This window comes from Streptococcus sp. Marseille-Q5112 (genome assembly GCF_916700555.1).
Classification (GTDB): domain Bacteria; phylum Bacillota; class Bacilli; order Lactobacillales; family Streptococcaceae; genus Streptococcus; species Streptococcus symci.
Map to the genome: position 1 here is coordinate 277,360 of NZ_CAKAKP010000001.1, position 25,892 is coordinate 303,251.

Consider the following 25,892-nt stretch of genomic DNA (forward strand, 5'->3'; position numbering starts at 1 on the left):
TACATAATTTATTTTATGTATTTTATGTATTTCATAAACTATCTAGAGCATTCTTTTGTTCATCATTGACGATATGGGTATAGAGGTCAGTGACTTGTGTACTGGCATGTCCTAGCTGATGACTGACCAAAACTTGCGATTTAGTGGCATCATAGAGCCTGGTTGCTAGCGTATGGCGCAGTTTATGGGGAGTTACACGCACTTTGAAGTCCTCAGAGTACTTAGCAACCATCTTTTCCACGCTGGAAGCATCGATACGATTGGGAACACCTCTATAAAGTGTTAAAAAGAGGGCTGTATCCGTCTTTTCCGTCTTATAGCGTTGATTTCGAATGGCCAGATAATTTTCTAGATAAGGCTTGGCAAAGGCAGCGACATTGACAGAGTCACGTTTGCCACCTTTTCGAGTGACATCAATAACCATCATTTTTAGATTGAGATCTCTTAGATCTAGATTAACAGCTTCAGATAAGCGGACACCAGACGCCAATAGAAGGGCAATAATGGCCAAATCACGTTCTTTATTTTTGTTGAATGATGAGAGAGCGCGATTTGAAAGTTGTTGTGGATACTCTTGGTCAATATAAGTTAGAAAACCTTCTGTTTCATCACCTAAAAAGAGTTTTTGCTTGATGTTTTCAGCTCTGGCAGCAAGTGTTTCTTTCTTTTTCTTGGTTGAAACTTTTTTCATTACATTACGATAGAAATAAGGTTCCCCCTGGTCGTTTTCAACCTCCTCGGTCAGATACTTGTAAAGACTAGAAAGTGCTGACAAAGTCCGATTGATAGTTGTCTGAGAAACTCCTTGCTTTGTTGTATTAGCATTCAGCAAAGGACGTTCACGTAGGTAAAGGATAAAGGATTCCATGTCTTTCTTAGACATATTTTCCAAGACAGATAAAGGAATATCAGACATTTTATCAGCGTTTGAAATACCAGACTCCAAAACCCAGCTGAAAAATCGATCGTATTCCTTGAGGTATTCGTACAAGGTTGTAAAACTGTAAGGAACAGCAAGCTTAGATTGGTAGTATTCCAGAACATACCAGGGCATGATTTGTTTTAGTTTGTCGATTCGTTCCAGTAAAATCTCACGTTTCATGTATTTTCTCCATAAATAAGTCTACTAGTAGTATAGCATAGACTTATTTATTTTTCAAGAAAATTATAGTTTTCGGAAAGATATTGTAGAGGACATAGATGCAAAGAAAACTATATAACCATACGAAAAATTCTTCTTTATACATCATCATACTTGACTAACATATTAGGTATTTTTGTTTCAAGACTCTTGCGAACTTTACCTTGTATTGCAGTGTCCATTTGGCTGTTAATACTTGTTATTGTTGCTTTAGTATCTCTTGCAATTGTTTTCGATTTTTGGTCAAAACTTTCTTTTATTTGATTTTTAGCGGTCTTTGCCAATTGGCATTGTGCCAGAATACGATTTCTTTCCATCATGCGATACATTTGTTTTAGAGCGTATTGGTATTCTTCATCAGTATAGTACTCATTCATTGGTGCTTGCATAGTTTCTCCTTAGTTTTTGATATTCTTCATCTAAGATATTTTTTCTTTGTAGAAATTTTTTATCTATTTTTTCTTTTTCTTTTTCCAGTTTTATTTCATTAGTTCTATAAACTTGGTTAGAATGATATCTCAAATTTTCTATTTCTGTAAAGTACTCTCTAACACAATCAGCTGGTGATGAAAACTTTCTTAATACTAGGTACATTTTATCAGCTTCTTCGTTCATGATCTTTTCTAATCTTACAGAACGTTCCTCTAAGTCTAGTGTCTTTTTCTCTAACTTGTTCTTTTCCAGATAGTATTGTTCTTCGAGGTTAAGAATTTCCCTCTCTTTTTGTCTAATGGCATCCCATTTTACATCTCTGCTTTCCATTGTCTGAACTCCTTAGCAAATTGTGTGTCTGTTGCCACTGTTTTTTCGATGACTTCCTGTAATTGTTTATCCAAATTTTCAAATCCTTGGGCGGAAGCATTCATCTTAGTGACTATTTGATCCGTTTCTGCCTGAAAAGTATCGATAAACTGTGCTTGAGTGATACCTTGGCTAGCAAAAAGAGCTTCAACTTCATAGGGAGCTAAGGCTGTATAGCTTGTAAAATCGATTTTTGACCAAATTTCTTGTAATTCTTGGTTAGCAATCTTGGCTAAGGCGCTCACTTCATCGGCTCCAGTTCTTGCTGCCGTAGCCATTGATGATGATAATATAGAACCTTGAGCTGCATCTAAGTATATTTCCTCAGAGCTACTAATGCCACCTGATGACCATTTTGACTTCAAGTCCTTGTAATGAGCCATTCCTCGGAGACTGTTGGCATAAACTCGATAAACACCACTAATTAAGGGTTTTCCTCCTTTACCATCTACAACTTGACCAGTTACAGGATCAAACTCCCAATCATCGATATTGTGGCTAGTTCCGTTCAGCCAGAATATTGTATCAGGCATTTTTAAGAAGGACTTATTAAACCATTCAGGGTGATTGAAATCATTCCAACGTACTACATCATCATGTTTTCTACGGTAATCAATAAACATGGCTGGATTTTTATCAATAAATGCTTTTTCTTCGTTAGAAAGTGATAGATAAGTGAACCAAGCGTTAAAAGTTGTAGTTGGAATATGATATTTAGCTCCTACTTTCAGCATATAAGATCCTTGTGAATAACCAGAAAGTTGACTGACTTCATATCTAGGGTCTTCCATAATTTCTTTTACAAATCGGTCCGCTACATAATATTGAGGTGATATAGATGTCTCTCTTTCTGCAATTGCAGTTACAACATCAATCTTAGTAGGACTCCCTGGATCCGTCCCTGCAGCAATAACAGCTATATTTTTATAATCTGGTTCACCGTTGACAATTGGTGCAACCGCTAGTCCATCAAAACCTGTTCCTTTGTGAGACTTAGTCGCAACAACACGGAATTCTTGACCATCGGACGTGGTTATAGTGTTGGTCTCTTCGAAATCAGATGAAGAAGGATTCGGATTAGGAGTTTCGGTAACCAAAGGTCTATTATTTCTCTCGGCATATTCAGCATTGACGCTATATACATTCTTCCCATGGTTTAATTCATTAAGTTGTTTATCTGTATAATTGAATACCATTACTGCTTCCCTCTTTCTTTGTTAGAGTATGTAACCGTAACTGTATTAGTTGTTATTCCTTTTCTTAGGTTAAGAAAATCTCGTTGTCCATAAGTCATACGACCGTTATAATTTTGTTTCTCATCTAAGTTATGTGGAATTCCATAAAAGATTTTTTCCCCATCTTTGAACAAGATATCAAGCTTACAAGACCAGTCGCCTGGAGGATTCGTGTATTCTGGATTGGACATTTTAATCTCCTCAATCCCTTCATAGGAATTCTTTAAAGCATTAACCAGACTTACTTCATATTCTCTATTTCGACGCTCTTCTTGAGACTTCCCTAACATACTAAACACAAAAACACCTCCTGTTGTGATGGCTACGAGTAACAAAACGATTAGTAGTCTTATATATCTTTTTTTATTGCTGGAATTATTCATTTAAGTTGTTCTCCTTTTTCTACTTGAAAACTCTTCATTTATAATATAAATAGCAAAATCTTGGTTTAAATTATTCAATTGATTATCAGTATAATTAAATACCATTATTGCTCTCCTGTTTCATCATTTGAATATTGCACTAATACAGTAGATTCTGTTTTACCAATGTGTTTTTTTAGTTTCAACCATTGTTGATTAATTTCCTCATCAGTATTTCCTTTCATAAGGCCATCGTGGTTTTCTTTATAAGTTAATCTGTGATTAATTCCATAAGTTATCATTTGATTATCACTGAACTTTATTTCAATATCACAAGACCATGATCCCGGCTTCTCACTATAATAAGGTTCCGTAATCTTGATCTCTTCTATCCCTTCATAGGAATTCTTTAAAGCATTCACCAGACTGACTTCGTACTCTCTATTCCGACGTTCTTCTTGAGATTTCCCTAACATGCTAAACATAAAAACACCTCCTGCTGTGATTATTGCGAGTGACAAAACGATTAGCAGCCTTTTATAATTTTTTTTATTGCTGGAATTGTTCATTTAAGCATTTCTCCTTTTCTTCATTCTACTATAATTTAAAGATAAATAACACTAGAATAGAAAAAAAGTAGCTAAAACAAGTCCCATCAAAACCAGTTCCTGTGTCAGACTTAGTCACAACGACACGGAATTCTTGACCATCTGAGGCGGTAATAGTCTTGGTTTTTTCTAAATTATCAGAAGATATATTTTCAATGAGATTTGAATTGACATAAGTTCTACCGTCACGCTTAGCGAATTCAAGGTTTACACTATATACAGCATAATCCCGATTTAAATTGTTTAGCTGCTCGCTCATCTGTATAGGAAAATGTCATCATTGTTCTCCTGTGCTATTATCTGAATATGTAACAATTACTTTTAAGTCGGTCACTCCTTTGTAATTGTTAAGGAATTGCTTTTTATTATTGGTCAATGATCCTTGATAATTCTTTTTATCATGGAGTCCATGGCCTATCCTATACTTAGTTTTTCTTTCATCATTAAATTTGATTTCTACATCACAAGACCACGAACCCGGAGGGCTTGTGTATGCTGGATTGGACATTTTAATCTCCTCAATTCCTTGGTAAGAATTTTTTAAAGCATTCACCAGACTGACTTCGTACTCTCTATTCCGACGCTCTTCTTGTGATTTCCCTAACATGCTAAACAAAAAAACACCTCCTGCTGTGATGATTGCGAGTAACAAAACGATCAGTAACCTTTTATGACTCTTTTTGATGCCAGAATTACTCATTTAAGCTTTTCTCCTTTTTCTTATTGTACTATAAGAAAGATTAGTCTATATTACACTATAATAAGGAAAAATTATTTCAGATTTATCAATCTCAGTAGGGCTCCAAGGATCTGTTCCTGCAGCAATCACAGCTATACTTTTATAATCTGGTTTGCCGTTGACCATAGGAGCTACCGCCAAACCATCAAAACCTGTTCCTAGGTCAAACTTAGTGGCAACGACACGGAATTCTTGACCATCTGAGGTAGTTATAGTGTTGGTTTCATCCGAAAATAACTTATCATCTGTTTTGGATACAACCTTCTTTTCAACTTCCCTTTCAGCATACTCAGAATTTACACTATAAACATTTTTCCCTTGATTTAATTCATTAAGTTGTTTATCAGTATAACTATACACCATTAATATTCTCCTTCTGAACCGTCTGAATAAACAACTTTTGTGAGTTTATTTGTCTTTCCCAAGTGACTATTCAAAAAATCTCGATCCTCTTTTCTATTCTCTCTCTCTAAAGATACATCAGAAATACGTTTATCATTTTTCGAATAATTAATTTTATATTTTATGCTTCTATCATTAAAAAATAGTTCAACTACGCAAGTCCAACTTTCTGGCGGATTTGTGTAGTTTGCATTAGAAAATCTAATTTCTTCAATACCCTCATAACTATCTTTTAAAGTTTCAACCAGACTCACTTCATACTCTCTATTTCGATGTTCTTCTTGAGATTTCCCTAACATGCTAAACATAAAAACACCTCCTGCTGTGATGATTGCGAGTGACACAACGATTAGTAGCCTTTTATGACTCTTTTTGATGCCAGAATTACTCATTTAAGCTTTCCTCCTTTTCTTCATTCTACTATAATTTAAAGATAAATAACACTAGAATAGAAAAAAATGTATCTAAAACAAGTTCCATCAAAACCTGTTCCTGGGTCAGACTTAGTCGCAACGACACGGAGTTCTTGACCATCGGGGGTGATTATAGTGTTGGTTTCATAGCTAGCTAATTCAGAATCAGGTTTATTAACAACAAGCTTTTTATATTTTCGTCTAGCAAACTCTGAATTCACACTGTAAACACCAGTATCTCTATTTAAATTATTAAGCTGTTTATCTGTATAATTAAATGTCATTATTGCTCTTCTTCGTCGTTATCAGAATAAGTTACCCTGATTTTCGAAGTGGTTTTACCCTTGTTTTCATTCAAAAACTGTCTATCTTCTATTCTTCCTTCCCATTCCAATGAAGCATCTGTTATTTCTTCGGTGTCTAAAGAATATCCAATCCCATACTTAATTTTTCTTTCATCTTTGAACTTGATTTCTACATCACAAGACCATGACCCTGGTGGGTTTGTATAATCAGGATTCATAATCTTGATCTCTTCTATCCCGTCATAAGAATTTTTTAAAGCATTTACCAAACTAACTTCATACTCTCTATTCCGACGTTCTTCTTGAGATTTCCCTAACATGCTAAACATAAAAACACCTCCTGCTGTGATGATTGCGAGTGACACAACGATTAGAAGCCATTTATGACTTTTTTTGATGCCAGAATTACTCATTTAAGCTTTCCTCCTTTTTCTACTTGAAAACTCTTCATTTACAATATAAATAGCAAAATCTTGGTTTAAATTATACAATTGTTCATCAGTATATTAGAACTTCATCACTGTTCTCCTTGCTCATAATCAGAATAAGTAATTTGGACTGATTTTAAAGTTTTTCCTTTATGAGTTTCTAAATACTGCCAATCTTCGTTTGTTTCTTGACGACCACCATAATTTGTTTTATAACTTAAATGGTGATTAATCCCATATTTAAGAGTTTTTTCATCAATAAACTTAATTTCTACATCACAAGACCATGAACCTGGAGGGTTTGTGTAGTTTGGATTGGAAATCTTAATCTCCTCAATCCCTTGGTAAGAATTTTTTAAAGCATTCACCAAACTAACTTCGTACTCTCTATTCCGACGTTCTTCTTGAGATTTCCCTAACACGCTAAACATAAAAACACCTCCTGCTGTGATGATTGCAAGTAACAAAACGATTAGTAACCTTTTATGACTCTTTTTATTGCTGGAATTGTTCATTTAAGCTTTTCTCCTTTTTATTATACTATAAGAAAGATTAGTCTATATTACACTATAATAAGAAAAAGTTATTTTACATCTGTCAATCATAGTAGGACTCCCAGGATCGGTTCCAGTAGCAATCACGGCTACATTTTTATAATCTGGTTTGCCGTTCACAATAGGTGAAACCGCCAGTCCATCAAAATCTGTTTCAATGTCAGACTTAGTGGCGACACCACGGAATTCTTGATTATCGGAGGTGGTTATGGTGTTAATTTCACCTTGTTTTAACTCGTTATCTGATTTAGCAGTAACAATATTTGTTCGATTTTCTTTACGTTGTACGAACTAAGTATTAACACTGTAAACATTCGGACCTTGATTCAATTTATTAAGTTGTTTATCTGTATAAATGTATTTATTCATCATAGGTCCCCTTCTGAGCCATTCGAATATTTAACTTTAACTTTTGACTTAGTAGAACCTCGTCTAGAATTTAGAAAATGTTGAAATTCTTCATCTTCGTTATTATATACACCGATCCTAATTTTATTCGAGTTTATATCAAAAGCTAAAACATGTTCCTTAGATGTTCCATCAAAAAATTTTAGTTTCACATCAGCCCCCCAAGCCTCTGAAGGAATTGAGCTGTACGAGGGGTTCGTAATTGTTATCTCCTCAATCCCTTCATATGAATTCTTTAAAGCATTCACCAAACTAACTTCATACTCTCTATTCCGACGCTCTTCTTGGGATCTCCCTAACATAGAAAACATAAAAACACCTCCTGCTGTGATGATTGCGAGTAACAAAACGATTAGTAACCTTTTATGACTCTTTCTGATGCCAGAATTACTCTTTTAAGCTTTCCTCCTTTTCTCATTATACTATAACCTAGAATAATTTAATCATTTTTTATAATATGTTATAATATTTCTAACAAGAAAAAACCGACCTCATTGCTGAGAATCGGTTTTCTAGTGTATTTAATTAAGAAATTCGTTTTCACATAACATAAATTATGTAAAAACTTCTACAATAACAAATCTTTTACTTTCCCAATTTCACTTTTTGGAATAACTAGGTGAATCATATCTCCGAGATACATTCTGGTTGAGCCGTTAACTGTTTGGCTCTTGCCATTATGGACTTGGGTGGTGATGAGTACGTTATGTGGTAAGTTGAGTTCGTGAACTTGTTTTCCTGCTATTTTATCTGAAACAGGGATTTCAATGAGAGTGACTTCTCCTTCATCTGTCGCTTCTTCTGGGAGCATTTTTTCCAACATAGCCTCATAGACTGGTGCACCCTTGAGTAGATCCATGATGATGTAAGCAACCAAGGTGACTAATCCAAGTGGCATGAGGTTTCGAATATCTCCTACCATTTCGGTTACCAGAATCATAGCAGTTAAGGGAGCCTTGGATATTGCTCCAAAATAGCCACTCATTCCTAGAATGACAAATATAGGGAATTGCTGCTGACTGACAAGTCCAAGATTGACACAAGTAACACCAACTAGAGCTCCAAGTAAGGAGCCAAGCGCTAAAATTGGTAGGAAAATTCCTCCTGGAAGGCCACTTCCATAACTAATCATGCTCCAAACAAAGCGAATCAAAAAGTAAACTAATAGAACTTGGAAACTAAAATCTTGTTCAGTTAAGGAAAGAACCAGCTGATTTCCACCACCAAGGATTTGTGGTAAGAAGATTCCGACTGGGATGATGAGAATGAAAGCCAGAATTGGATAATAAGCTCTATCCAAACGGATTTTTTGACCAAGCCAGTCATAAACTCTACCAACATTGAGCACAGCTTTCTCATAGAGAAAACCAGATAGTCCAAGAAAAACTCCCATAAGGAGGTAAATCCAATACTGGTCTAGGGTCATGAGTGGGATGTTGTCTGGCATGTCCAGTACGGGTGTTAAGCCAAATATGAGTAGTGAGACAAAGTTTGCTACGAGACTAGCTGCGAGAGTAGATACCCAGAAAAAGCGTGAAAAATGGTGATAAACTTCTTCTACCACAAAGAGAAGTCCTGCAATAGGAGCATTAAAGGCTGCGGCTAATCCTGCTGCAGCTCCACTTGCAATAAGGGAACGTTCCTCAACTGGACTGGATTTGAGCCACTTAGCAATTCCTTTACCGCCGACAGCTCCAAGTTGAATACTTGGTCCTTCACGCCCCAGCATGAGTCCACTGGCAATTGCAAGAATTCCTAGAACATATTTTTTCCAAAGAACGCCCCACCAGTTGAGGGTCATGAGTCCTTTTAATTCAGCTTCGACTTGAGGAATTCCTGAACCTTTGATGTCTTTTTCTGACCGAGTTAATTTCGCACTGAGCCAACAAACTATTAAATAAAATAGACCAATGATAAAAAGATTGCGCACTAGGTGCGCTTGATCTTGATAAAGTCCTTGTATCAGGTGGAAGCCTTTTTCGATTAAAAACCGAAAAGATCCAACGATAATTCCAACAACGAGACCAACGATGATTCCTCGTCCAACTTGGGATAATATAGTACTTGAGGCAAAGGCAAATTCTTTCTTGGAGCTGAGTGTTTCTGACTGTTCCTCCATAATCATTCCTTCTAACTTAACTTTCTTTTTCTCCTAAAACCAGTGATTTAACGGGTTCAAAGCTGATTCGGTGAATTGGGGTAACTCCTAGTTTTTCAAGTCCTTCTAGGTGTTTAGCTGTTCCATAACCGGCATTAGTAGCGAAATCATAGCCGGGAAATTGCTGATCGTATTCCCTCATCAATTCGTCACGTGTCACCTTGGCTATTATAGAAGCCGCTGCAATGGAGAGGGAATTAGCATCACCTTTGATGATGGAGGTTTGTGAAATGGGTAATTCCAGTTTCATGGCATCTATCAAAAGGTGCTCAGGTTGAGAACTGAGCTGGGAGATTGCTTCCTGCATGGCCAGTTTGGTTGCTTCATAGATATTGACTTGGTCGATGACCTGATTATCCATGATACCAATGCCGATTGATAAGGCTTGATCTTGAACGGCTTGATAAATTTCTAGATGTTTCTTTTTAGGAATTTTCTTGCTGTCGTTGAGGCCTCTAATCTTACAATTTTTAGGCAAAATAACGGCCGCAGCAACTACTGGCCCAGACAGAGGACCTCGGCCGACCTCATCAACACCTGCAATTAAGGTCAATCCTTGTTTGTAAAGTTCTTTTTCGTAGGAAAGCATGGATTCCAAACGAAGATCCTCATTCAATTCAGCCTGAATGGCTTTTTTACGCTTGCTGATTTCCTTTTGAACTCCTGAGCGATTATCCTTTTCAAGCTCTAAAAAAACAGGGTTATCTAAGTCCTTGACTGTAGCAAGGAGTTCTTTGATTTCTTTAATCGTCGCCATCGAGGTCTTCCAATGTATCTAAGGTATAGTTACCGAGTTTGCCGTCGCGGACTTCCTTCACGAAGAGACTGTAGAAACGGTCATAGTCGTCACGGAAACCGAGGGCGCGGGTCATATCCATAATAATAACAGGCGCTTCTTCCTCAATTTTCATCTGTTTGAAGCGTTCAGCCAGCTTTTCTGGATAATGTTCTTTGAAATAATTGAGACCAAAAATGGTCACTTCATCCATAGGAAGCAACTGGTCTTTAATTGCTCCTGTTAGGGCTAGTTTCAAAGCTACGGTTTCGTCTTCGAACTTAGGCCAGAGAATCCCTGGTGTGTCTAGGATTTCAAGGTCTTTGTTGGTTTTGAGCCACTGTTGCCCCTTGGTAACACCTGGTTTATTGCCGACAACGGCAATTTTCTTACCAGCCAAACGGTTCATGAGAGTTGATTTACCAGCGTTTGGAATCCCAATAATCATAGTACGTAAGGTTTCAATCTGAATCCCACGTTCTTTCTGGCGAGCTATCTTATCCGCCATGAGTTTTTTGGCCGCATCTGTTACAATTTTTACAGTAACTTGCTCCTTGGAGTTGATAGCTAGCGTCTGAATTCCTTGTGATTCAAAATACTGGCGCCATTCCTTGGTCATTGCTGGGTCAGCCAAGTCTGCCTTGTTTAAAATCAAGAGTTTTGGTTTTTCACCAACGATTTTGGTTAACATAGGATTTTGACTAGATAGAGGTAAGCGTGCATCCACCAAAATCGTCACAAAATCAACAAATTTTAAATTTTCCTGAACCTGTCGACGCGCTTTAGACATGTGACCAGGAAACCATTGAATAGTAGCCATAATATATCTCCTTCGGATTGAAAAAATTGTAAAAACGTTTTCTTTCTTATCCTCTATTCTATCATAAATTATTCTTTTTTGCACAAGCTTTTATTTGTAATAGCTACTTTATAAAGGAAAGCTGATTTCAAATCTACTTAATTTATATATTAACTTTATATAAAATTCTAAGACTTATATATTTAGTTTTAGATGAGTATTCGAGATAAAAATGGGACTATGCAATTTGTCAGAATTCCTTCTATCCAGCTTTCCTGTGCTGAGGATAGATGGTCTGCCTCAAGGCTTTCTTTTAAAAAATCTCGGACTTGTTCTGGTGCGATTTCAAACTCAAAAGCTTTCATTTTATAGAAAAAGTCGACGAGATGATTTGACAGGTATGCGGTTGAAAAGGGAACTTCGCCACTTTTTCGATATTCTAATAATAGCCGAGCAAAGCGGGATTTTTCGTCAGGAAGCTCACGAAAATAGGAATTGAGGAGCCAGGTCTGCTTCTGCTTTCTTTCAATTGGATCCTGAGCTGCAATTCGTTGGTCTTTTTCCAGCTCTTTTTGGTATTGTTTGGCCTTGATAGCCCGTTCTGTTCGATTTTTACCAAAAAGTATTTTCTCCCACTTGCGTTCTTCTTGAGTTAGGGTTTCTGTAAAGCCAAAGTAATCTTGATAAGCCCGCTCTGCTGGACCCATAGCTAGGACCAGATTGTCTGCATATTGCTTGGCGATTTTATCCCTCTTCTTGCGCTCTTTCTCTGCCTGGATACGGAGTTCTTGTTCGTAGTCAATTTTCTCCTTGCCTAGCTTGACAAGGTAGAGTTGATCATCTGGTTTTCCAAGTAAAAAGGGCTTAATGCATTTTTCAAGGACTTCTTCCATGCGAGCCTTCTTCTTTGGCTCAGCCTTGGTCCAATTTCCTCCTTGAAAGACTTCTAGGAAGAGTTGGTAGTCTCTATCAGGTGCAAATTGATTGCCACGATTAGGCTTGAAAACACCTTTTTCCCAGAGCCATTTTAGAAGTCGCTCGTCAAAGTCACTTTTATTGACCTTTATTTTTTCCTTTTTCTGGGCTTTTCTGGTCAGATTTTCAACCTTTCTGAGTAGTTTTTCTTCCTCTTCCAGTTGCTGGTCAAGAGACAATCGATGAAAATGACGAACGCAGTCGCTACCTATAGGAAATAGTCGTTGACCAGTCACTCCGTTAAAGAGTTCGTAGGCGTATTTGATAGCATTTCCACAGACACAATTGCTACGGCCGATACCGTTAAAAATCAAGGAAACTTCATTCCATTCCTTGGTAGCTTGTTCCCAAGTATCAGCTTTTGAAGCCTGTAAAACCGCATCATGCAGGGATTTTCTAACTGGAAGTGTCATGAGGTCTCCTTTCTAGATTATACTTTTACAACTTGAACCTCGACTTTACCGAGTAAAATTAAGTATTTGTCAATATTTTCAATCGAATAGGCTCGAGATAAAGCCTCTCCGTATAGGGCTAACTGACCACGATAACGGTCTATGAGTTGACTTGGCTCATCATAGCGGTCTGTCTTGTAGTCGAACAGAACAATTTTGTCTTCGTAAAGTAGATAGCCATCAAGGATACCACGGACAACAAAGTCTTCCTGACTCTTTTGGTCTCGTTTGAGCATGGAGAAAGGTTGCTCGCGATAAAGATGGTTGGTATTAGCGAGAATTTCCTGACCGAGTGCTGTGTCAAAGAATGCAAGAATTTTAGTAAGATTGATCTTGTCTCTGACACCTGGGCTAGTTTGAACTTGTTTGAGAGTTTCTGTCAGGCTAGCAAGCGTTGGTCTCTGACTGAGGTCAATTCTCTGCATCAGTTCGTGAGTAGCACTACCAATCTCAGCTCCTGTTATCTTTTCTTTGCTTGAAAAATCTGGCAAATCAAAGCTTATTTTCTTGTCTACTGACTGGCCTTGACCTGCAATCTCGACACCTTCCATATCCATTACGGGTGCGTAGAATTTCTTGATTTGACTTGGGGTTTGAACACTAGGAAGTTCAATGGCTGCACGGTGAAGAGTATTATAAACTTCTACTTCTTTCAGCATTTCAAGAGCTTCCTTAATGGTTTCTGACTGACGATTGTCTGCTTGGGAGCTAGCTTGGAGAGGGCTTTTGTTTTCCAACTCTCCGATAGCTTCTCTGGTCAACTGTTCTTCTCCAACAAAACGATAGCTAAAGTTGAGATGATCCTTTGCAAACACTTTGCTGATAGCCCAAAGCCAATCTTGGAAATTCTTGGCTTGAAGTCTAGTATTGCTATTTAGTTTTCCATTTTTAGCTGCTGGATATTCCTTGGCTTCCAACTTTTCGCGAGAACCCTTGCCGACAAGGTAGAGCTTTTTCTCAGCTCGAGTCATGGCAACATACAGCAGACGCATTTGCTCAGAATAGCTTGCCAGCTGTAATTCTTCTTCGTTCTGTCTATAGGTCAGACTAGGAATGGAGAGTTTGATGGTTTTAGGATAGTGAGCTTCCACTGCTCCTGTCTCCATTTTGGCAATGTATTTGACACCTAATCCATTTTTACGGCTGAGAATGACTTCTGACATGCTGTCTTGCTTGTTGAAGTCCTGATCCATGTTGAGAATAAAGACGTAAGGAAACTCCAGTCCTTTACTCTTGTGGATGGTCATGAGTTCTACTGCATCCTTGGGGGGTGCGACAGCCACGCTCGCAAGATCGTGCTGGGCTTCCAAGACTTGGTCAATCATACGAATAAAACGAGACAAGCCCTTGAAATTGCTCTTTTCAAATTGATCAGCACGCAGAGCTAGGGCATAGAGATTGGCTTGTCTAGCAGGGCCATTTGGCAAAGCTCCAACATAGTCATAGTAAAAACGGTCGTTGTAAATCCTCCAAATCAAGTCATAGAGGGAGTGCGTTTTGGCATACGAGCGCCAAGAATCCAAGATATCCATGAATTGATTTAGTTTTTCAGCTAGTGTTGAGTGAATTAACTCTTTCTGGCTTGTTGGCTGTTTTTGAGCATTTACTAGTTTCTCATAGAGATTTTCTTGGACTTTATCCTCTGCTTTCTGAAGGGACAAACGTGCTAACTCATCCTCATCAAAACCAAACATTGGAGACTTCATAAGGGCAACCAAGGCATAGTCTTGAAGAGGATTGTGAATGACACGAAGGGTGTCTAGCATGACTTGCACTTCTAGAGATTGTAGGTAATTGTTCTGCTCTCCGTCAGTTTTGACAGGAATCCCGTACTCAGACAGGGCGAGGAGAATCTGGTCATTACGACTACGACTAGAGGTCAAAAGGGCAATTTCTTTAAAGGCAACACCTTTTTCTTGATGAAGTTTCAGAATCTCCTTGATGACTAAGCGAATTTCCCCTGTTAATTTCGTTTCTGCTTGGCTCTCTTCTTCCTCACTAGAGTCGTCCTTGTCGTAGAGTAGAAATTCTGCCTTGTTGTCTGGATTGGGAGTCAGTTTGGTATTGGCAAAAACAAGCTGGTGCATGTTATCATAGTTGATTTCGCCGACCTCTTGGTCCATAAGGCGTTCAAAAACATCATTGGTTGCTGATAGCACTTCTGAACTACTACGGAAATTTTCTTTGAGGAGAATGAGCTTGCCCTCTTTTGGATTTTGCGCATAGCGTTGGAATTTTTCATTAAAAATCTGCGGGTCTGCCTGACGGAAACGGTAGATGGACTGCTTGATATCTCCCACCATAAAGCGATTGTGGCCATTAGACAGCAATTCCAACATCCGTTCTTGAATGTGGTTGGTATCCTGATACTCATCGACCATGACTTCGTGGAAACGCTCCTGATAAGCCTCACGAACTTGCGGGAATTTCTCTAAAATCTCAATGGTGTAATGGCTGATATCAGCGAATTCAAAGGAGTTTTCCTGGCGCTTACGTTCACGATACGCCTCCACAAAGTCACTCATGAAGGTTTGGAAAGTCTTAGCTAGTTCCCAGGTGTCTCCATGATAACGTTCTTGATAGTCGAGAATGGTTATCTGGTCTGACAGTTGTCCTAGTTTAGCAAACTGGGTCTTTCTCTCTTCGTTGTAGGCATCGGCCAGTGGCTTCAAATCAGCCTTACGACTGGCATTAGTCAGAGCTCGGCCGTTTTTCTCTTTCGAAATTGCGACAACACGCGCAAGCACTGCTTGAAAAGCCTGATTATCGGACTCCTGGTTTAAGAAGCCAATTTCATCCAGAATCAACTGAACATTTTCTAAATAGGCAGCCTTTGGAAACTCCTTGGCATCGTTATCCAGATGGTAACGGAAAAAGCTTTCCAAATCCCCAAGGGCTTGCTGGATTTGCTCAGTTAATTTTTCTTTTTCACTAGTAAAATCAGCTTTCTCAAAGCCTTTGAGGAAAGATTCACTTAACCATTTCTGAGGATTGCTGGTGGATTGGAGAAAGTCATAGATTTTATAGACTTGCTGGCGCAGCCCCCGTTCATCCTTGCCACGCCCTGCAAAATTTTTCAGCAAATGACTAAAGGTCTCTTTCTGTTTGCCTTGATAATGGGCTTCAAATACCTCATGAAAGACTTCGTTTTTTAGAAGAAGTTGCTCGCTTTGGTTTTGTAAAATCCTGAAATTAGGCGCAATATCAATCAGATAGCCATGTTTGCCAAGGAATTTTTGTGTGAAAGAGTCCATGGTTCCGATGGCAGCGTTTGGTAGGTCTGCCAGCTGGCGACCTAAGTGTTGTTTAAGCTCGACATCATCGCTTTCTTGGATTTGTTGGCTGATTTTTTTCTCCAAACGTTCCTTAAGTTCAGTAGCAGCCTTAACTGTAAAGGTTGAGATAAAGAGTTGAGAAATTTCGACACCACGCGCCAATTGGTCCAGAATACGCTCGGCCATGACAAAAGTCTTCCCAGAACCAGCCGATGCTGAAACTAGGATATTCTGACCAGAAGTGTAGATAGCTTCGATTTGCTCGGCAGTTTTCTTCTGTTCCTTGCTCGAATTTACTTCTGCTTCTTGCAGTTTTTGAATTTCTTCCTCAGTTAAAAAGGGAATAGGCTTCATCGATTCAACTCCTCTCTTATTTTTTCAAACCAAGCTTGCTTGAGTTTTTCTCCGACCAGACGCTTGCCATCAGCTAGGTCCAACTTTTCTAGGAAACGGGCTTGGCCCAGATGGTAATTGGCTTCAAAGCCAGTAATGGCTTGATGTTGCTGAACATATGGGGCAATACTTCTACCATTTTCAGTATAAGGGTTAATGGCGAATTTACCTTCTAAAATCTTCTCTGCTGCTTTCTTGTAAAGATGGGCATTGTAGTCCAGCAGAAGCTGGAATTCCTCATCCGTCAGCTGGTTAGCCTTGTTTTTATTGTAAAATTCGCCCAAATGACTGCTTTCTTTTTCTAAAAAGAGTCCTTGGTATTTCATAGATTTGCTGGCTTCTATTACTGCACCTGCCAGACTTTTAACCGCCATCAAAGATTGGACGGGTTCAGACATTTCCAAGTACATGGCACCAAAAAAGTTCTGCTCCCCTTCTCTTTTTAGGGCAGCAAGATAGGTTGGCAACTGGGAATTAAGCCCATTAAAGAAATGGGGAAGCTGGAACTGAGTCAGACTGGATTTGTAGTCTACCACTCCTATCGCCCCATCAGCTTTCAATCGGTCAATGCGGTCAACCTTACCTCGTACAAAGACACTGCGTTCATTGTCCAATTGAATAAAGGCCTGCTCTTTTCCACCGAAATTCGCTTCCTCTTTGATGGTTTCGATGGCTGGATTGTGTCTGAGAATATGTCCAGTCGTCCGTGCAACATCAAGCAAAACTTCCTTGGTAAACTGGGCTTCCAAACTTTCTTGATAAATAGCTTCAAATTCGCGTTCTTGACTGGTTTCTTGGATAGCTTGTTCTAAACGTTGGTCAAAGGAGTCTTCATCAGGCAACTGCAAGGCACGTTCAAAAATACGGTGCAAGAAATTTCCGTGACTACGAGCATCAGGACGCAGACGTAATTCTTCTTGCAAGCCTAAAACGTAGCGAAGAAAATAACTGTATTCATTGCGATAAAACTCCGTCAAACCGGAGGTAGACAGGTAAAACTCCTGATCAGTAGGATAAAGAGCTTGTAGGGTATCCTTGGCTAAGGGCTTGCTACTCGGGCTGGTTGGGAGGGCTGGATTTTCCAGACCTTGCTGTTCTAGTTTTTTACCCATGACACGCGCCAGAATCTTAATAAAGGTCAAATCTTGCTCAGTCTCACTCATCTCGCCCTGCTGGTGATAGGCAACCAGACTAGACAAAAGACTGTGATAGGACCCAATATCCTCCTTAGACAGCCCTTTGTGATTTATCTTCTTCTCTTTCCTGCTAAATCCAAAATGGACCAGCTCTTGAAGATAGGCTGACTCCTTACTCTCACTTTCGTTAAAAAGGCTTGGAGCCGACAAAACCAACTGCTTACGGGCAGAATTGACTAAGGAAAGCATAGTATAGCGATTTTTCTTGAGGTTTTCACTGCTGGCAATCAGCAATTGAACGCCTTCTTCGGTCGTTTGATTTAAATTTTGTCTTTCTTCATCAGTTAAAAGGCTAGTATTTTGCGCAATTTTTGGTAAATTGTCCTGAGTCAGTCCAATGGCGTAGACAAAGTCAGCTGTCAGAGGGGCAATCAAATCATAACTCTGCACCAGAACGGTGTCCACTGTCGCTGGAATGGTACGGTATTGAGATAGACTCATACCGGAATGAAGCAAGGCTAAGAAGTCCTCCAGACTAACTTGTGAACCAGCAAAAACGGTCGCAAATTGTTCTAAAACATGACAGAAAGCCTTCCAAACTTCGGCTTGTCTTTCCTGTTCTACAGCTTCCATAGTGGCTGTCAAATCTTGTAACTGCTTGGTCACTGAACTTTCTTTTAGAAAGCTATTCCATTTTTGTAGGAGATTTTCAGCCTTCTGTTTTCGACTGGCAAAGAGGGTTTCAAGAGGTGTTAAAATATGCAGACGAAGGGCATTCAAACGCTCAAGATTAAATTTTCCATGGTGGGATTTGGTAAAGGTTTGCTGAAAGGCTGGTAAGCCATTGATACCAAGATAGCGGATATATTGCTCAAATGCGTCAATATCAGCCTGGCTAAGGTCGGTATATAAACCCGTTCTGAGGAGGTTAATCAAATCTTCCTGACGGAAACGATAACGTTTTAAAGCCAAAATAGACTCGACAAACTGTGTCAAAGGGTGGTGGGCCATGGATTCGCTTCTACCAAGATAGAAAGGAATCTGATACTGGTCAAAAATTGTTTTCAGCGATAATTGGTAAGAAGCTACATCCCCCAAGAGAATACGAAAATGCTTGTAACTCAGGTCTGGATTGGCATGTAATTTCTGACGAATGCTACGGGCTACCAACTCCAACTCTTCTTTTTGCGTCAAGCAAGACCAGATTTGTAAGTTTTCACGATCCTTCTCATCGACATCCAATGTTAATTCTGAAAAGTCATAAGAAGACTCCAGCAAACGAGAGGCCTTATCAAAACTATCCATCTTCTCATGAGTTTGAGAATAATCCTGAGCAGGTGTTTGGTATTTAGAGGCTAGATGATGGAGAAAGTCCACACTGGCTTGGTATAGATTGCCCTCAGCGAATGGACTGGTATAGGCTTTCTTACTAGCATAGGCTCCAATGACAATCTCAACACCCTTGCCGTGAAGTAGGTCCACAATCCGCTCTTCTTCAGCAGAAAAACGGGTAAATCCATCAATAACCAAGGCGATTTGAGTGAAATCACTACTTACTTTGTTATTCTCAATAGCTTCAATCAAATGAGACAACTGACTTCCCTGGGCCAACTGACCTTGATTAAGATAGACCGTTACTTTCTCAAAAATCAAGAGCAAGTCTGCTCGCTTGTCCTCATCTGCCAAACTCTCCAAGTCTAAAAAGCTCATCTGAGCAGTCGTCATCTCGTGATACAGTTCAATCAACTGCTGAATAAATTGAGGATCCTGCTTAATCGCACCATAAACACGCAAGTCCTTGGGGTCAATTTCCGCAAGGCATTTATAAAAGGCCATCCCAAGACCGATATCATCAAGACTGGTCTTGGCAGGCAGGTCATTCAAGACCAGATAACGAGCCATCTGCGCAAAGCGCGTGACGGTAATCGCAAAAGAAGCCTGCTGGGACAAGCATTCCAGCACGGCGCGTTCCTTTTCAAAAGAAAGAGAGTTGGGGGCGATGTAGAAGACCCGCTTGCCAGCAGCAACTAACTCCTCCGCCTCTCTTGTTAGAATTTCAGTCAAAGAAGTCCGAATATCAGTATAAAGTAATTTCATCTCAGCCTCGTTTGGTTTATCAAAGTTTCTTACTCTATTATAGCAAAGTTCGCTTCACAGTCCAAATCCAAAATTCTTGTTGATAATCATTTAACTAGCAAATCAATCATACTTCATCATCCACTTTCATATGATGAAAGATATAGAGGAAAAAGTCTTTGGAAACTTCAAAATGTCCATAACGAAGCCGAGAAGTATAGTCTTTCCATTCAGGATGTTGTCTGGCTATTTCTATGGAACAATCTTTGACTGGTTGATAATACTCAACATTTCGTCTAAAGGGAAAGAATCCTTCGAACTGCTCTACTTGATAGGCTTTGTCGTCTATAATCTTACCTACAGCCACAAAAGTCTGTAACTTATCCTGACCGTTCATATCGTATTTTGGACTATAGTATAAAAGATAGTCACCTTTTTTCATACGGTTTAAGGGGCCACCCTTCCCATGACAGACCTGACAAAAATTCCCTTCAACTCCTCTTAAAACATGATTCTTCGAAACAACTCCGACCCAATATCTAGGCATTTTTATCCTCCAACACTGCTAACATGCGATTAAAACTTTCTCTATCGTTAGAAAGTTTTTCAAAAAATTTTTCATCAATCCCTTCTACTAAGGGTAAAGCTTGATTGACCTTCTCCGCGCCAGACTTCGTCACTGAGACCAGTTTTGCCCGACTATCCTTTGGATGCTGATCACGTCTAATGTAGTTCTTCTTCTCCAGTAGTCTAACAATCTGGGAAACCGTCATGACATCCATACCAGTGAACCGAGCAATATCAACTTGCGTTACATATTCCTCTCTATTGTTCAAAAACAAGAGCGAGGTTAAAACGATAAATTGAGGCAAAGTGAGGCCAACCGATTTCAAAACTCTTTTTAAATTACTTTCCCATTTGTTGTAAACTTTAATGAAAAGAAGACCTGTAGACTCTGTTTCATCATTTTTGTAAATTGAATTAAAGTGATACTTTGACATTATTTCTCCTTAAATATTAAGTATACATATTATATAAGATTTTATTTTCTTTTTCAAGAAAAGGAAGCTTGAATTTTACAATTCTGTCAGACATTTTATAGTCGATATGCTATAATAAAAGCAAAACACATAGAAAAGGAAGTCTTATGATTAAACTACTAGCCTTGGATATGGACGGAACCCTCCTCAATGAAGCCAAGGAAATCCCACAAGCTCATATTACTGCTATTCACCAAGCTATTGAAAAAGGTGTCAAACTAGTTCTCTGTACGGGTCGCCCGCTTTTTGGCGTCCTCCCCTACTATCAAAAACTGGGTCTTGATCTCCAGAATGAGTATGTGATTGTTAACAACGGTTGCTCAACTCACCAGACAAGTGATTGGAGTCTGGTTGATTGGCAAGAACTGAGTCCAGCTGATATCGAATATCTCTATGACCTAGCTGAAAAAAGTGATGTTCAGTTGACTCTTTTTGATGAGGAACATTATTTTGTCCTCGGTGGCAAGCCCAATCAAGTTATCCAAAATGATGCTAAACTAGTCTTTTCAGACCTGACTGAAATTTCCCTTGAGGAAGCGACCAGTGGCAAGTATCGTATGTTCCAAGGTATGTTTTTGGGAACAAAAGAACAAACAGACGATTTTGAGCAGAGTTTTGCTGAGGAACTCTGCCAACGATTTAGTGGAGTTCGTTCGCAGCCAGTCATTTATGAAGCTATGCCACTTGGAACGACAAAGGCTACTGCTCTTTCACGACTAGCTGAGATTTTGAAGATTGATTCCTCAGAAATTATGGCCATGGGCGATGCTAATAACGATATCGAAATGCTCCAGTTTGCAGGGCTTGGGATTGCAATGGGAAATGCCAGCGATTATGTCAAATCCCTAGCTGATGCCGTTACAGCAAGCAACGAAGAAGACGGCGTTGCGCGTGCCATTGAGAAATATATTTTATAATCAAGAAGCCCAGTTCGTGTCAACTGGGTTTTGATATTTAAGAATTCCTAAAACTTTAGAAACTCTTTAGAAATCCTTGAGCTTTCTTTGATTTCTATACTTTATACTAAAGTTAACAAAATAAATCAAAAGGAGAGAATCATGAAAACAGTACTCGACATTCATGGATTGTCCAAAAACTTTAACAAACAAGCTATTCTTCAGGATCTTCATCTAACGATAAGAGAGGGAGATATTTATGGACTTATCGGGAAGAACGGAGCTGGGAAGACCACCTTGATAAAAATCATTACGCAACTACTCTTTGCGGATAAAGGAACTATTTCTCTCTTCTCCAGCAAAACGGAAAATGAGTGGACCAAGGCTCTATCTCGAGTAGGTTCAGTGATAGAATCACCTGTAGCTCATAATCACTTAACAGCCTATCAAAATTTGAAATATTACTGTATGATTCGTCATATTCCAAATGCTGATCAAGTCATTCGAGAAACGCTGGACTATGTAGGTTTGGCAGATACAGGTAAAAAAGTCTTTCGTGATTTCTCGCTAGGAATGAAGCAAAGACTTGGTATCGCCATTGCCCTCCTATCTAAACCAGACTTCCTGATCTTAGATGAACCTATCAATGGTCTCGACCCAATCGGTATCAAAGAATTTCGATTAATGATTCAACGACTCAATCAAGAAAAAGGGATAACCATTCTCATCTCTAGCCATATCTTGTCAGAACTCTACCTCGTAGCTAATCGCTTTGGTATTTTAGATCAAGGAAAGATTATCCGTGAAATCAGCAAAGCTGAATTTGAAACACTAAGTGAGGATTATATTGTGCTTAAGACAGCTGACAAAGAGAAAGCTTGCCAAGTATTGAAAGAACAAATCCAGCTCCAGTTCAAGGTTGTTAATCCAGAAAATGAAATTCATATCTTTGGTCAGGAACAAGATGTCAAACAGATTCTTAAGGACTTAACCTTGGCAGATGTTGCCATTGACGAGATTTACTATGCCCGTCAAAACCTAGAAGAATACTTCACTCAATTGGTCGAATAGGAGGACAATCATGATACATACCATTCAAGCAGACTTTTACCGTCTTTTCCGTTCCAAAGGATTCTGGATTACAGAATTTATTCTCTTTTCTCTCATGCTAATGGGAGCAAGTATAGGAGCCACGGGCCATCTGATGGCAATCCAGACAGAAGAGCCAGACATTCCAACCCATGGTTGGGACGGTGTACAAGCCCTGATTAACGCATCTAGTCAAGGTTCAAACCTCGTTTTTCTCTGTATTATTCTAACTTGCCTAGTTTTAGGTGTTGATTTAATCGGAAAGCTCTATAAAAATAGTTTGACAGTAGGTGTTTCTCGTACAGAGTTTTTCCTTGCTAAAGCCTTTGTAGTGGCTTGTATTGCACTATTGCAACTTATCATCAGCCTTGTTATTGCCTTTATTCCAGCAACTATCTTAAATGGATTTGGCACTATGCCTGATGGCTTTATTGGCAATCTACTGATAACCATTTTCCTTCAATTCCTTTGCCTCCTTGCTTGGCTTTCCATTGTTTCCTTTATTCTCTATGTTAGTCATTCTTATCTTGCAGTATTTATTGGATATCTGATTAGCTCTATCATCCTTTCTATGCCAATGCTCATCTTCCCAAGTATCAAAATTTTGCCATATTTGTCCTTGCAGTTTTTCTATGCTATGACTGCTAATAGTGAATCCATTTTCTATACACTTATAGTTACCTTAGCTGTTATTGTAATTTTTAATCTAAGTGGACTGGCAGTTTTCAAAAAGAAAAGTCTATAATAAAACGACCTCCTCTAGCCTACAGAGGAGGTTTATTTCGTTAAAAATAAATGAAAACCGACAACCACTGGCCATCTGTGCTTAGTTTCATCTCTGCACCAAGAAGATGGCATAATTCCTCAGTGATATAAAGGCCTAAACCAGAGGACTCTTCAGTATCAGATAGATTTTCAGAATAAAAACGGTTGCTGAGATTTTCTATTCTTTTGATGGGCTGTTTGACAAGGTTTGCAATCTCTAAGACAAGCTGTTCCTTTTCCTTTCTTAAAGATAGAAGTGCTTCTTCCTTGCCATGTTTGAGGACATTTCCAAGCAAATTTTGTAAAATTCGATCCAGCAAGTCTTCATCAGTCCTTGTTGTTAAACCAGCTTCAACCTTAAAATCAAGCGTGATATTTGCCGCCTGAAAAACATCATAATAAGCCAGAGTCTTCTTGGTGATAAAAGCTGAAAGATCAACTTCTTCCATTTTCGGTTTGACAGCCCCTTCCATCAAACGACGATATTCTAGAAGAGCCTCCAAACGTTTAGAAACTAAATCAAGATGCTGGGCTATTTTTTGTAAGGTTTCTGCTTTGTTTTCAGGAGACTTTATCAATTGTTGGGTGTAGCCTGAAGCGATAGTCAGAGGCGTCCGGATATCATGGGCAATATTGCTGATGGCCATATCCAGAGTCTGTTTTTCCCTTTTCATAACCAATCGAGATTGTTCCACTTCCTGAAATAGATTCTCAATCTGCTGGTAGAGATGTAAAAAATGTTTGGAAAAAATGCTGACTCCGACTCTTTTCATACTACCCGTGAGAATCTTATCTTCAATCTGTTGACTCAAGTTTTTAAGTGCTAGATGGTAGCGAATCAATGCAATCGATAAAATAATTAGGAGTACCAATAGGATAAAGATTATCATGTAGGTCATTGCTTATCTCCTTTTAATCTTACCCCAACTCCCCAAATGGTTTCAATATATTCTTGATTTGGATCAAGCTGGTTTAATTTTTTTCGAAGATTACTCAAATGCGTATTGAGAGTATTATCTCCAGGTAGGTAGCTATCCTCCCAGACCAATTCATAAAGTTCTTCTTTGGTAAAAATTTTCTTAGGATGTTTAAGGAGAGTTTGGAGAATCAAGCATTCTTTCTTAGCAAGACGAATCGTTTCCTGACTATTTTTGATTTCAAAACTTTCGGCATCAAACTGGATATTTTTCAAGTTTTGTGGCAGATTTTCAGTTTTTACAATTTCTGCAGGCTGTTTTTCTGCACTTTGACGTAACTGAACAGTAACTCTTGCAAAGACTTCATTCAAATCAAAAGGTTTCACTATATAATCATTGGCACCGTCTAAGAGGTATTGACTGATTAACTTCTTATCGCTCAAAGCTGTTAGCATAATGACTGGAATTTGACTTTGTTCCCTGATGGCTTTTAAAACCTGATCCCCATTTTTCCCAGGAAGCATGATATCTAGCAAAACGAGGTCAATCCCACCTTGGTCAAAAAGCATGATTCCTTCTGTACCAGAAAAGGCTTGAATCACCTCATGCTCCTCAGTAAGAAGTGTTCGCAAAATCTCTTGAATGTCACTATTGTCTTCAATAACCAATATCCTAGCCATAAATACCAACCTTTCTGCAACTATTATAGCATGTTTTATTGATAAAGCTTAAACAGAAAAGCTCCTCGCATCAAAGCGCGAGAAAGCCTTAGAGGGTTAAAATATAAAATCCACTTACTAGACAACATAGTATCCTTATAGTTGAAAATAAGAAGTTAATCTAGCAGAATGAATCTCTCATTTCTCTCCTACTAGTCCGTAATACGTTGATACATTTCTGGTCTTCTATCTCGAAACAAGCCCCAGTTTAGGCGTTCGCTTGCTCCCTTGTCTAGGTCATAAGTAGCTAACAGAACAGCTTCAGCTTGTCTTTCAGCTTGCTCTAGAATAGCTCCTGTTTCATCCGTCATAAAGGATGAACCGTAGAAGTCAAGACTGGAACTCTGTCCACCATTTTCCTCACTAGGAGTGACTTCCTCTAATCCATAACGATTGGCTGCGATGACTGGAATAATATTAGCTGCTGCGTGCCCTTGCATGGTACGTTGCCAATGACCACAACTATCTGTATCCAAAATCGGCTCTGAACCGATAGCGGTTGGATAAAAGAGCAATTCAGCACCATTTAACGCAAGACAGCGCGCTGTTTCAGGAAACCATTGATCCCAACAGATACCAATACCAATCTTAGCATAGCGAGTATCCCAGACCTTGAAGCCTGTGTTGCCAGGTGTGAAATAGAACTTCTCTTGATAGTAATGGTCGTCTGGTATGTGAGTCTTTCGATAAACACCCAGCACTTCCCCATCAGCGTCAATAACTGCAATAGAATTATACAAGATATTGCCATCTTTTTCATAGAAACTGATCGGTAAAACAACTTCTAGTTCCTTAGCAAGTACTTTAAAATGCTGAATGGCTGTATTTTCTGTCACCGACTGGGCATACTGGTAGTAGTCATACTGGCGTTCCTGACAGAAATAAGGACGTTCAAATAACTCTGGTAAGAGAATGATTTGTGCGCCTTGTTCTGCAGCCTGACGTACTAAACGCTCTGCTGTTTGGATATTTGTTGCTACATCCTTGGCACATTGCATTTGAATCGCTGCAACTTTTACATTTCTCATCTT

The 25,892-nt window shown here is 38.9% G+C and carries 28 protein-coding genes; 3 read left to right on the forward strand and 25 right to left on the reverse strand.

All coding sequences use genetic code 11. The features are described from left to right. Window positions 1-31: 31 nt before the first annotated feature. The 22 genes from xerS to LG372_RS01520 form a co-directional block, all read right to left on the reverse strand. Window positions 32-1,102, reverse strand: a complete 1,071-nt coding sequence (xerS, locus tag LG372_RS01415; RefSeq protein ID WP_049491412.1) for a tyrosine recombinase XerS — start codon at window positions 1,100-1,102, stop codon at window positions 32-34. A gap of 137 nt (window positions 1,103-1,239) precedes the next feature. Further along, window positions 1,240-1,530 carry a hypothetical protein gene (locus LG372_RS01420; protein WP_049491409.1) on the reverse strand — a complete coding sequence of 97 codons (291 nt, stop codon included), beginning with the start codon at window positions 1,528-1,530 and terminating at the stop codon, window positions 1,240-1,242. Then, on the reverse strand, window positions 1,511-1,903 hold the full coding sequence (locus LG372_RS01425; RefSeq protein WP_049510713.1) for a hypothetical protein: 393 nt from the start codon (window positions 1,901-1,903) through the stop codon (window positions 1,511-1,513). The genes LG372_RS01420 and LG372_RS01425 overlap by 20 nt, the downstream gene beginning before the upstream one ends. Continuing rightward, window positions 1,885-3,138, reverse strand: a complete 1,254-nt coding sequence (locus LG372_RS01430; protein ID WP_225741937.1) for a hypothetical protein — start codon at window positions 3,136-3,138, stop codon at window positions 1,885-1,887. Before LG372_RS01430 ends, LG372_RS01425 begins: the two co-directional genes overlap by 19 nt. Then, entirely contained in the window at window positions 3,138-3,560 is a 423-nt protein-coding gene (locus LG372_RS01435; protein ID WP_225741938.1) for a hypothetical protein, read from the reverse strand. Before LG372_RS01435 ends, LG372_RS01430 begins: the two co-directional genes overlap by 1 nt. 104 nt (window positions 3,561-3,664) lie before the next feature. Beyond that, window positions 3,665-4,108, reverse strand: coding sequence for a hypothetical protein (locus tag LG372_RS01440; RefSeq protein WP_125851658.1), 444 nt, complete (start codon window positions 4,106-4,108; stop codon window positions 3,665-3,667). A 28-nt stretch (window positions 4,109-4,136) separates the two neighbouring features. Next, window positions 4,137-4,406: a hypothetical protein gene (locus LG372_RS01445; RefSeq protein WP_225741939.1), complete on the reverse strand. Its 270-nt coding sequence runs from the start codon at window positions 4,404-4,406 to the stop codon at window positions 4,137-4,139. 18 nt (window positions 4,407-4,424) lie between these two features. Beyond that, window positions 4,425-4,847 carry a hypothetical protein gene (locus LG372_RS01450; RefSeq protein ID WP_125851657.1) on the reverse strand — a complete coding sequence of 141 codons (423 nt, stop codon included), beginning with the start codon at window positions 4,845-4,847 and terminating at the stop codon, window positions 4,425-4,427. 45 nt (window positions 4,848-4,892) lie between these two features. Beyond that, on the reverse strand, window positions 4,893-5,249 hold the full coding sequence (locus LG372_RS01455) for a hypothetical protein (RefSeq protein ID WP_125851656.1): 357 nt from the start codon (window positions 5,247-5,249) through the stop codon (window positions 4,893-4,895). Beyond that, window positions 5,249-5,680, reverse strand: coding sequence for a hypothetical protein (locus LG372_RS01460; protein WP_049510711.1), 432 nt, complete (start codon window positions 5,678-5,680; stop codon window positions 5,249-5,251). The genes LG372_RS01455 and LG372_RS01460 overlap by 1 nt, the downstream gene beginning before the upstream one ends. A 35-nt stretch (window positions 5,681-5,715) precedes the next feature. Continuing rightward, window positions 5,716-5,985 (reverse strand): hypothetical protein, encoded by a 270-nt coding sequence (locus LG372_RS01465; RefSeq protein WP_053090950.1) that lies wholly within the window; start codon window positions 5,983-5,985, stop codon window positions 5,716-5,718. Further along, window positions 5,985-6,419 (reverse strand): hypothetical protein, encoded by a 435-nt coding sequence (locus LG372_RS01470; RefSeq protein ID WP_225741940.1) that lies wholly within the window; start codon window positions 6,417-6,419, stop codon window positions 5,985-5,987. The genes LG372_RS01465 and LG372_RS01470 overlap by 1 nt, the downstream gene beginning before the upstream one ends. A 104-nt stretch (window positions 6,420-6,523) precedes the next feature. After that, the gene (locus tag LG372_RS01475) at window positions 6,524-6,949 is read right to left on the reverse strand and encodes a hypothetical protein (protein WP_225741941.1); all 426 of its coding nucleotides are present in this window, start codon (window positions 6,947-6,949) and stop codon (window positions 6,524-6,526) included. Window positions 6,950-7,356: 407 nt separating this feature from the next. Further along, window positions 7,357-7,707 (reverse strand): hypothetical protein, encoded by a 351-nt coding sequence (locus LG372_RS01480; protein ID WP_225741942.1) that lies wholly within the window; start codon window positions 7,705-7,707, stop codon window positions 7,357-7,359. A 257-nt stretch (window positions 7,708-7,964) separates the two neighbouring features. After that, the gene (locus LG372_RS01485; RefSeq protein ID WP_225741943.1) at window positions 7,965-9,515 is read right to left on the reverse strand and encodes a ClC family H(+)/Cl(-) exchange transporter; all 1,551 of its coding nucleotides are present in this window, start codon (window positions 9,513-9,515) and stop codon (window positions 7,965-7,967) included. A gap of 16 nt (window positions 9,516-9,531) precedes the next feature. Further along, window positions 9,532-10,311, reverse strand: a complete 780-nt coding sequence (locus tag LG372_RS01490; RefSeq protein ID WP_225741944.1) for a ribonuclease HII — start codon at window positions 10,309-10,311, stop codon at window positions 9,532-9,534. Then, on the reverse strand, window positions 10,298-11,149 hold the full coding sequence (ylqF, locus tag LG372_RS01495; RefSeq protein ID WP_225741945.1) for a ribosome biogenesis GTPase YlqF: 852 nt from the start codon (window positions 11,147-11,149) through the stop codon (window positions 10,298-10,300). Before ylqF ends, LG372_RS01490 begins: the two co-directional genes overlap by 14 nt. Before the next feature lie 188 nt (window positions 11,150-11,337). After that, on the reverse strand, window positions 11,338-12,516 hold the full coding sequence (locus LG372_RS01500) for a hypothetical protein (RefSeq protein ID WP_225741946.1): 1,179 nt from the start codon (window positions 12,514-12,516) through the stop codon (window positions 11,338-11,340). A gap of 17 nt (window positions 12,517-12,533) precedes the next feature. Next, a complete protein-coding gene (gene addA, locus LG372_RS01505; protein ID WP_225741947.1) occupies window positions 12,534-16,184 on the reverse strand; it encodes a helicase-exonuclease AddAB subunit AddA in 3,651 nt (1,216 codons plus the stop codon). After that, window positions 16,181-19,456, reverse strand: coding sequence for an ATP-dependent nuclease subunit B (rexB, locus tag LG372_RS01510; protein ID WP_225741948.1), 3,276 nt, complete (start codon window positions 19,454-19,456; stop codon window positions 16,181-16,183). Before rexB ends, addA begins: the two co-directional genes overlap by 4 nt. Before the next feature lie 106 nt (window positions 19,457-19,562). Further along, complete coding sequence (locus tag LG372_RS01515) at window positions 19,563-19,982, reverse strand: EVE domain-containing protein (RefSeq protein WP_115904337.1); 420 nt, start codon at window positions 19,980-19,982, stop codon at window positions 19,563-19,565. Continuing rightward, window positions 19,975-20,436 carry a MarR family winged helix-turn-helix transcriptional regulator gene (locus LG372_RS01520; RefSeq protein ID WP_070479142.1) on the reverse strand — a complete coding sequence of 154 codons (462 nt, stop codon included), beginning with the start codon at window positions 20,434-20,436 and terminating at the stop codon, window positions 19,975-19,977. Before LG372_RS01520 ends, LG372_RS01515 begins: the two co-directional genes overlap by 8 nt. Window positions 20,437-20,582: 146 nt before the next feature. On the opposite strand from LG372_RS01520, the gene LG372_RS01525 reads away from it, so the two are divergent. From LG372_RS01525 to LG372_RS01535, 3 genes are all read left to right on the forward strand, one after another. Continuing rightward, the gene (locus tag LG372_RS01525) at window positions 20,583-21,392 is read left to right on the forward strand and encodes a Cof-type HAD-IIB family hydrolase (RefSeq protein ID WP_225741949.1); all 810 of its coding nucleotides are present in this window, start codon (window positions 20,583-20,585) and stop codon (window positions 21,390-21,392) included. 141 nt (window positions 21,393-21,533) lie between these two features. Continuing rightward, on the forward strand, window positions 21,534-22,442 hold the full coding sequence (locus LG372_RS01530; protein ID WP_225741950.1) for an ATP-binding cassette domain-containing protein: 909 nt from the start codon (window positions 21,534-21,536) through the stop codon (window positions 22,440-22,442). A 10-nt stretch (window positions 22,443-22,452) separates the two neighbouring features. Next, window positions 22,453-23,205 (forward strand): ABC transporter permease, encoded by a 753-nt coding sequence (locus tag LG372_RS01535; protein ID WP_225741951.1) that lies wholly within the window; start codon window positions 22,453-22,455, stop codon window positions 23,203-23,205. A gap of 40 nt (window positions 23,206-23,245) precedes the next feature. On the opposite strand, the gene LG372_RS01540 is transcribed toward LG372_RS01535, so the two are convergent. The 3 genes from LG372_RS01540 to aguB all read right to left on the reverse strand — a co-directional run bounded on the left by LG372_RS01540 (window position 23,246) and on the right by aguB (window position 25,889). After that, a complete protein-coding gene (locus tag LG372_RS01540) occupies window positions 23,246-24,124 on the reverse strand; it encodes a sensor histidine kinase (RefSeq protein ID WP_225741952.1) in 879 nt (292 codons plus the stop codon). Then, window positions 24,121-24,822: a response regulator transcription factor gene (locus LG372_RS01545; protein ID WP_049493728.1), complete on the reverse strand. Its 702-nt coding sequence runs from the start codon at window positions 24,820-24,822 to the stop codon at window positions 24,121-24,123. The genes LG372_RS01540 and LG372_RS01545 overlap by 4 nt, the downstream gene beginning before the upstream one ends. A 191-nt stretch (window positions 24,823-25,013) precedes the next feature. Next, window positions 25,014-25,889 carry an N-carbamoylputrescine amidase gene (aguB, locus tag LG372_RS01550; RefSeq protein WP_225741953.1) on the reverse strand — a complete coding sequence of 292 codons (876 nt, stop codon included), beginning with the start codon at window positions 25,887-25,889 and terminating at the stop codon, window positions 25,014-25,016. Window positions 25,890-25,892: the final 3 nt, after the last annotated feature.